General features: G+C 43.2%; 10 protein-coding genes. All 10 read right to left on the bottom strand.

What is annotated here, in order from left to right; genetic code table 11:
• Positions 1-27: 27 nt before the first annotated feature.
• On the bottom strand, positions 28-216 hold the full coding sequence (locus STRDD04_RS04135; protein ID WP_037616288.1) for a DNA-directed RNA polymerase subunit beta: 189 nt from the start codon (positions 214-216) through the stop codon (positions 28-30).
• Positions 209-1,489 carry a UDP-N-acetylglucosamine 1-carboxyvinyltransferase gene (gene murA / locus STRDD04_RS04140; RefSeq protein ID WP_062199592.1) on the bottom strand — a complete coding sequence of 427 codons (1,281 nt, stop codon included), beginning with the start codon at positions 1,487-1,489 and terminating at the stop codon, positions 209-211. The genes STRDD04_RS04135 and murA overlap by 8 nt, the downstream gene beginning before the upstream one ends.
• A gap of 68 nt (positions 1,490-1,557) precedes the next feature.
• On the bottom strand, positions 1,558-1,788 hold the full coding sequence (locus STRDD04_RS04145) for a DUF1146 family protein (RefSeq protein WP_062199880.1): 231 nt from the start codon (positions 1,786-1,788) through the stop codon (positions 1,558-1,560).
• A 91-nt stretch (positions 1,789-1,879) separates the two neighbouring features.
• Positions 1,880-2,302 (bottom strand): F0F1 ATP synthase subunit epsilon, encoded by a 423-nt coding sequence (locus tag STRDD04_RS04150; protein ID WP_148881415.1) that lies wholly within the window; start codon positions 2,300-2,302, stop codon positions 1,880-1,882.
• Positions 2,303-2,309: 7 nt separating this feature from the next.
• Positions 2,310-3,716, bottom strand: a complete 1,407-nt coding sequence (gene atpD / locus STRDD04_RS04155; protein WP_005589740.1) for a F0F1 ATP synthase subunit beta — start codon at positions 3,714-3,716, stop codon at positions 2,310-2,312.
• Positions 3,717-3,753: 37 nt separating this feature from the next.
• Positions 3,754-4,632 carry a F0F1 ATP synthase subunit gamma gene (locus tag STRDD04_RS04160; protein ID WP_062199594.1) on the bottom strand — a complete coding sequence of 293 codons (879 nt, stop codon included), beginning with the start codon at positions 4,630-4,632 and terminating at the stop codon, positions 3,754-3,756.
• 15 nt (positions 4,633-4,647) lie between these two features.
• Positions 4,648-6,153, bottom strand: coding sequence for a F0F1 ATP synthase subunit alpha (gene atpA, locus STRDD04_RS04165; RefSeq protein ID WP_062199596.1), 1,506 nt, complete (start codon positions 6,151-6,153; stop codon positions 4,648-4,650).
• A gap of 15 nt (positions 6,154-6,168) precedes the next feature.
• The gene (locus STRDD04_RS04170) at positions 6,169-6,705 is read right to left on the bottom strand and encodes a F0F1 ATP synthase subunit delta (protein ID WP_062199598.1); all 537 of its coding nucleotides are present in this window, start codon (positions 6,703-6,705) and stop codon (positions 6,169-6,171) included.
• Entirely contained in the window at positions 6,705-7,199 is a 495-nt protein-coding gene (gene atpF, locus STRDD04_RS04175) for a F0F1 ATP synthase subunit B (protein ID WP_062199600.1), read from the bottom strand. The genes STRDD04_RS04170 and atpF overlap by 1 nt, the downstream gene beginning before the upstream one ends.
• Before the next feature lie 22 nt (positions 7,200-7,221).
• On the bottom strand, positions 7,222-7,935 hold the full coding sequence (gene atpB, locus STRDD04_RS04180; RefSeq protein WP_062199602.1) for a F0F1 ATP synthase subunit A: 714 nt from the start codon (positions 7,933-7,935) through the stop codon (positions 7,222-7,224).
• Between the last annotated feature and the right edge of the window lie 2 nt (positions 7,936-7,937).

Genomic DNA, 7,937 nt, shown 5'->3' on the forward strand with positions numbered 1-7,937 from the left:
GGGATGCTATGTCATACTCTTGGAAAATCACTGACCCGTAAATTTGGAAATAATAGTGTCCCAAGTTTTTGGCGATAAAATAGACCAAGGATTGTCTCCATTTCCAATCACACCATAACCGATGACCAGACCAAGACAAAAAATGATAAAAGCAAGTAGCAGAACCAAGGCAACAATTCCGAGCTGTTTACCTAAATATTTTAAATTTTCACTCATCGTCTTCTTCCTTTACACGTTTGATATTTGCACCAAGAGCTGCCAGCTTTTCGTGAAATTTATAGTAACCGCGGTCCAAATGGACTAACTTGCTAACTTTTGTTTCTCCATCAGCAATCAAGCCCATCAAAATCAAGGTTGCACTGGCCCGAAGGTCTGTTGACATTACTTCGGCTCCTTGCAGGCTGCCACCACCCCAAATCCGGGCTGTGTCCCGCATAATGTCGGAGTGAAGCCCCATCCGCCGCATCTCTTCTAAATGCTGGAAACGATTCTCAAAGACCGTTTCAATCATGACGGATTCTCCTTTAGCTATCGCCATCAAGGCAGTAAACTGAGCCTGCATATCCGTCGGGAAACCTGGATAAGGCAAGGTCTTAACTGAAACAGCTTTTAACTTCGAAACATCCGAGCGGATGCGAATTCCTGCATCTTCTTCGGTCACTTCTACTCCCATTTCCTGCATTTTTGATAAAAGCGGACGGTTGTGCTCCCAGATAGCGTCCTCAATCAGCAAATCACCGCCTGTCATGGCAGCACCCACCATAAAGGTCCCAGCTTCAATGCGGTCTTGAACTACATTATGCTCAGCTCCATGGAGTTTTTCCACACCGATGATTGTTATATTCTCCGTTCCTGCTCCTCTGACTCTAGCGCCCATTTTATTTAACAAAAGGGCCAAATCGACAATTTCAGGCTCTCGAGCAGCATTTTCGATAACAGTTGTGCCTTTAGCCAAAGTCGCAGCCATCATAATATTCTGCGTTGCACCGACACTTGGGAAGTCCATATAGATATGCGCTCCCTTCAAGCAGTCTGCTTTGGCCTCAATGTAGCCCGCAGACTGTGTAATCTGAGCGCCCATTGCCTCCAAGCCCTTCAAATGAAGGTCAATCGGACGGCTTCCAATCGTACAACCACCCGGCATAGATACTTTAGCATGCCCATTTCGAGCAAGAATCGGCCCCAATACAACAATTGAAGCCCGCATTTTGCTGACATATTTATAAGGAGCTTCCTCAGACAAAGGCTGAGTTGCATCCACTACTACAGTGTTTTCCTCTCGGTTAAAATTCACCTGCGTATTCAAACCGCGAACAACATTGTTCATGGTAAAAACATCCGAAAGGACTGGAACATTTTTGAGTGTCGTTTTTCCTTCACTGGCCAATATCGTTGCAGCTAGCAGCGGAAGCACCGCATTTTTAGCTCCCTCAATCTTGACTGTTCCAACCAGACGATTATTTCCACCCTGAATAATAATTTTTTCCATACTAACTAGCTACTCCAAACATTAAAAATTCATCCCTACTATCATACCATAAAATCAAAAATCTGACCTTACAAAGTACCGTTAAAGATTGCCCGACTCATATCATAGATGCCAATAAAAAATAGACTGGCCATGTAGCCCAAGGCAATACTCAACAATAATATCAAAAAACGAATTTTGAGAGCATTATCAGCATTTACTTTTAGAAATCTTTCCCAACTTACTACAGTAGACAGAAGATGAAAAGCAAAGAAAATAAAGAGCAGGTGACTGCATAATCGAAATATTAATTCTATCATAGTTTTTATTATACCATAAGACCAGCCATTCCTAGCGGAAAGAAACGTAAGCCAGCAAAAAAGAATGGGATTCCCATTCTTTTTTTGCTTATTACATTCTTGTTCCAACGTTAATCCGGTTGATGGCACGCTGAAGGGCAATTTTAGCACGGCGCTCTTGGTCAATCAGATGCTTGTCTTGAGCTTCTTCGATCTCTTTCTCAGCACGCAGTTTGGCCCGCTCAGCACGGCTAATATCAATATCACGCGCACGTTCTGCTGAGTCTGCGATAATGGTAATCACATTGTCAGCTATCTCTACAATACCACCGTTGACCGCAATCCAATCAATATGCTTATCATCATCGACCCGGCGCACCTTGACCTGATCCACTTCCAAAACAGCGATTGTATTGATATGACGAGGCAAAATCCCCATTTCTCCGTCAATCGTTTTTACGGAAACAAATGCAGCACGGTGGTCATAGACAAGACCATCCGGTGTAACGATTTGTACTGTCATTTGAGCCATCATTCACCTCTTAGAATCCCATTTTTTCAGCTTTAGCAATGACATCCTCAATTGAACCGACACCTCGGAAGGCATCTTCTGGTAACTTATCATACTTTCCTTCGAGGATTTCTTTAAAGCCACGAACCGTCTCAGCTACAGGCACATAAGATCCCGGCTGACCAGTAAATTGCTCCGCAACGTTGAAGTTTTGAGAAAGGAAGAATTGAATCCGACGCGCACGCGCAACCAAGGTCTTTTCTTCATCTGACAATTCGTCCATACCTAGGATTGCAATGATATCCTGCAATTCATGATAACGTTGCAATACGCGTTTCACTTCGGCAGCCACCGCATAGTGCTCTTCACCAACAATCTCAGGAGAAAGAGCCCGAGAGCTTGAAGCGAGAGGATCCACGGCTGGATAAATCCCCAATTGAACCAATTTACGTTCCAAGTTGGTTGTAGAATCCAAGTGGGCAAAAGCTGTCGCTGGCGCTGGGTCAGTGTAGTCATCGGCTGGCACGTAGATAGCCTGGATAGAGGTTACAGACCCCTTCTTAGTCGATGTGATACGCTCTTGCAATTGTCCCATTTCTGTCGCAAGTGTTGGTTGGTAACCAACGGCTGACGGCATCCGACCCAAAAGGGCAGAAACTTCAGAACCTGCTTGCGTGAAACGGAAGATGTTGTCAATGAAGAGCAAGACATCTTGACCTTCCACATCACGGAAATATTCTGCAATCGTCAAGCCAGTCAAAGCAACACGCATACGTGCCCCTGGTGGCTCATTCATCTGACCGAAGACCATGGCTGTCTTTTCGATAACGCCAGACTCCTTCATTTCCCAGTAAAGGTCATTCCCTTCACGCGTCCGTTCTCCAACACCGGTAAATACAGAAATCCCACCGTGTTCTTGGGCAATGTTGTGAATCAATTCCTGAATCAGGACGGTCTTACCAACTCCGGCACCACCGAAGAGTCCGACTTTACCACCTTTCAGATAAGGTGCTAAAAGGTCGATAACCTTGATACCTGTTTCTAAGATCTCTGACGAAGTAGACAACTCATCAAAGGTTGGAGCTTTTTTATGGATTGGCTGGCGCTCTGCATCATCCGCAAAAGGAGCATCCAAGTCAATGGTATCTCCCAAAACGTTAAAGACGCGACCAAGTGTTTCTTTTCCGACTGGTACAGAAATTGGACGGCCAGTATCTAGCACTTCCATGCCACGAGTCAAGCCATCGGTTGATTCCATGGCAATGGTTCGAACCACTCCATCACCAAGCTCAAGAGCTACTTCAAGGACGATTTTTGATTTTTTTTCGTCATTTTTATAGACTACAAGTGCATTATTGATCTCAGGTAGCTTGTCCCCAGCTGCAAACGCTACGTCTACAACTGGTCCGATAACCTGAGTAATTTTGCCTGAGCTCATTCTTTTCTCCTCTTTATAATATTTATTTTCTGTGACACTATTCCAGTGCACTTGCACCCGCCACAATTTCAGTAATTTCCTGCGTGATAGCTGCTTGTCTAGCACGGTTATACTGAATGGTCAAATCATTGATAACTTTTTTGGCGTTATCCGTTGCAGTCTGCATGGCCGTCATACCGGCTGCATTTTCAGCAGTCTTGGCATCAATAATGGCTCCGTAAATCATACTTTCAGCAAACTGAGGCAAGAGCTGATCTAAAATCGCATTTCGACTGGATTCTAGTTCTAGATTGAGGATATAATTCTCATCCGCTTCACTAGGATCCAAATCGACGATTGGCAACATCTGCTCTACCCGCATCTGACTGGTCAGACTGTTGACATGGTGGTTATAACACACATAAAGTTCATCGAAAAGTTCATTCTGATACATTTCAATGGTTTTGGAAATGATTTTCCGAACTTCATCAAAACTCGGCTGATTGGCTAAACCGCGCAACTCATAAATCGGCTGAATTCCACGTGCACGGAAGAAATCAGCTCCCATACCTCCAATAGAAATAATAACATAATCCCCATTTTCATGGTATTCTGCAATTAACTCCATCATTGATTTGAGGATGGTTGCGTTATAGCCACCGACCAAACCGCGATCTGACGTAATGACGATATAAGCAGTTTTTTGAACCGGTCTGTTCTTGAGCAGAGGATGATGACTAACATTTTCTGCCTCATGACCATGCAAAAGGTCGGTCAAGAGTTTCCGAACCTTAGAAGCATAGACCTGAAAATTTTTAGCTGCTTCTTCGGACTTTCCCAACTTAGATGCAGAAACCATCTGCATAGCATTGGTGATTTGACTGGTGTTTTTTGTGGATGCAATTTTATTTTTGATATCATTTAATGAAACTGCCATCTGACACCTCTATTCTTATTTGAAGTTAGACTGATTGATAAATTCAGTAATAGCGGCGTCCAGCACTTCTTCACTCGGCAAATCTTTCGTCTGACGAATGGTTTCATAAATGTCTTCATGATGAGCATCAAAGTAAGTGAAGATCTCATCTTCAAACTGAAGAATCTCATCCACTGGCACAGTATCTAAGAAACCGTGAGTCAGTGCATAGAGGATCACAACTTGTTTTTCAACTGGCAGTGGCTCATGAACTGGCTGTTTCAATACTTCTACCGTACGGCGGCCGCGATTGAGTTTAGCCTGAGTTGCTGCATCCAAGTCGCTACCGAACTTGGTAAAGGCTTCCAGCTCACGATAAGAAGCAAGGTCGATACGCAGGGTTCCTGCAACCTTCTTCATAGCCTTGATTTGTGCAGAACCACCTACCCGTGATACAGAAGAACCCGCATCAATGGCTGGCCGGATACCTGCATTAAAGAGGCTATCACTGAGGAAAATCTGACCGTCTGTAATAGAAATCACATTGGTCGCGATATAGGCTGAGATATCTCCTGCCTGCGTTTCAATGAATGGCAAGGCAGTAATTGAACCACCACCCAGCTCATCAGAAACCTTAGCTGAACGCTCCAAGAGACGGCTATGCAGATAAAAGACATCCCCCGGGAAGGCTTCACGACCTGGCGGACGGCGAAGCAAGAGAGAAAGTTCACGGTAAGCCACCGCTTGTTTAGACAAATCATCATAAACGATGAGGACATGTTTGCCATTGTACATAAACTCTTCTGCCATCGCTACACCGGCATAAGGTGCCAAGAAAAGCAAAGGAGAAGGCTGAGAAGCAGAGGCTGTTACCACGATGGTATAGTCTAAGGCGCCATACTGGCGGAGGGTCTCAACCTGCGTCCGAACAGTAGATTCCTTTTGACCGATGGCAACATAGATACAGATCATATCTTGCCCTTTTTGGTTGAGGATAGCATCGATGGCAATACTAGTCTTACCAGTCTGACGGTCACCGATAATCAACTCCCGCTGACCGCGACCGATTGGTACCAGTGCATCAATGGCTTTCAATCCTGTTTGCAGAGGCTCAGAAACGGATTTCCGCTGCATAACTCCTGGAGCTGGCGCTTCAACAGGACGTGTTTTATCTGTAACAATCTCACCCAATCCGTCAACAGGACGACCGAGCGGATCCACGACACGACCAATCAAAGCATCTCCGACAGGAACTTCCATGATTTTACCAGTCCGACGAATCGTATCACCTTCACGAATATCTGTAAAGTCACCCAAGATGATGATCCCAATGTCAGTTGACTCCAAGTTTTGAGCCATACCATAAGAACCATTTTCAAAAATCAAGAGCTCCCCGCTCATGGCATTATCAAGACCGTGGGCACGAGCAATTCCATCACCAATATAAGTGACGACCCCAGTTTCTGTGACGTCAAAATTTGGCTGGAAATTTTCAATTTGTTGCTTAATTAAAGCGCTGATTTCTTGTGCGTTAATCGCCAAAATTCACACCACTTTCTATTTCAAATTTTCTTTTACGAGTTGTAATTGACGTTTTATACTTGCATCAATTGTCTTATTATTGGCTGAGATGACAAAGCCACCAATCAAATCGGCATCCAATTCTTGCTTGAGAGCGCGAACCTTAAGGCCCATTTTTTGCTCAATAATTGGCTTCAATCTTTCTTTTTGGCTTTCTGTCAATGCTTGAACAGATTTGACTGTCACTTCAAATTCATTGCTTTTCTTCTCAATCTGGTGCTGAATTTCTACCAATATATAGTAGAATAAAGCTGCTCGATGATTGAGAATAATGACTTCGATAAAGTTATCAATCAGCTGTGAATCTGAATTTTGGAAAAGTCGAAGAGCCTTCTCCTTCTCTTCCTCATCAACGCCAATATGTGATAAAAAGTCAGCAAGATTTGTTTCCTCAAACACGGCCCTAATTTGGCTTAGTTTTTCAAAAACATCTTGTTGCTGAGCTTTTTCAAATACTAATTGAACAAAAGGCAAGGTATATTTTTCAATTACCGCATAGTGCTTTTTGTCCATTAAGCATCTCCTAATTTATCAATATAACGATCAATGAGCTCACTGTGTGCTTTTGTATCAAGCTGCTGGCTCAAGATCTTACTTGCAAGACTTACTGTTAGGTCAGCCACATCGTCTTTAATGCTATTCAAGGCTTCTGCCTTGCTTTGAGCAATTTCCTGATTGGCTTTTGCTTTCAAACGTCCAGCTTCTTCAGCTGCATCCGCTAAAATTCCAGCCTTATTTTTTTCAGCTGTTTCCTTAGCATGTTCGATAATCGTCGTTGCTTCCTGACGACTTCCTGCTAATTCATTCTCACGTTTTTGCGCAAGTTCCTCAGCCTTTTTACGGGCTAACTCAGCCCCGTCAATATCATCCGTAATCTTTTTAGAACGTTCTTCTAAGATACTGGTAATATTGCCCCAGGCAAACTTCTTTACTAAAAAAATTAATAAAAGGAAGGAACCAGCGATGAGAATAAAGTCACCAATAATGGCACCGATAGTTACGTGCATTCCTTTTCTTCCTTTCTACTTACTATTCTTCACCGTTTATTTTCTTACCGATATACATCGAAGACAGCATGGTAAAGACATAGGCCTGGATACATGAAATAAATATCGAGAAGGCTGTCCATAACATACTACCTAGGAAAGCAGCTGGATACCAATAAAATGCTTGTTGTGACAAGGTAAGCAACAAGCCAGCCAAAACTTCCCCTGCAAAGATATTTCCGAAAATCCGCAGAGCTAAGGAGGCAAAATTGGTAAATTCTTCCAAGATATTCATTGGAGTCATAAATCCAGGTGTTGCAAAAGCTTTTAAATACCCTTTAAAACCACGACGACGGATTCCTTCAACATGACTAATCAGCGTAATGATAAAGGACAAGGCTAGGTCATAGCCCAAATTTGCCGTCGGTGAGGTCCAGAGATTGTAGCCATTGGTGGTTTGAATTTTAGCCATCAAACCGATATTATTGGCAACTGCAATAAAGAGAAACAAGGCAAACATAAACAAAGAATAATCCTTGATATAATGTTCCCCAATATTTTCTTTAGTAAAGCCAATGACAAAATCATAGACGTACTCAAGTAAGTTTTGCTTTCCTTTTGGTCGGATGGACATTTTTCTACTGCCCCAGTAGATAAAGCCAAAGACCATCAAAACGGTCACAAGTGACATAGCAAGTAGGGTCAAATCAAAGGATATTGGGCCTAGCTGAATAGTCGGATTAAGACTCTCTTCCAAGG

Source organism: Streptococcus sp. DD04 (assembly GCF_001578725.1).
In the GTDB taxonomy this organism is placed as follows: Bacteria; Bacillota; Bacilli; order Lactobacillales; family Streptococcaceae; genus Streptococcus; species Streptococcus sinensis.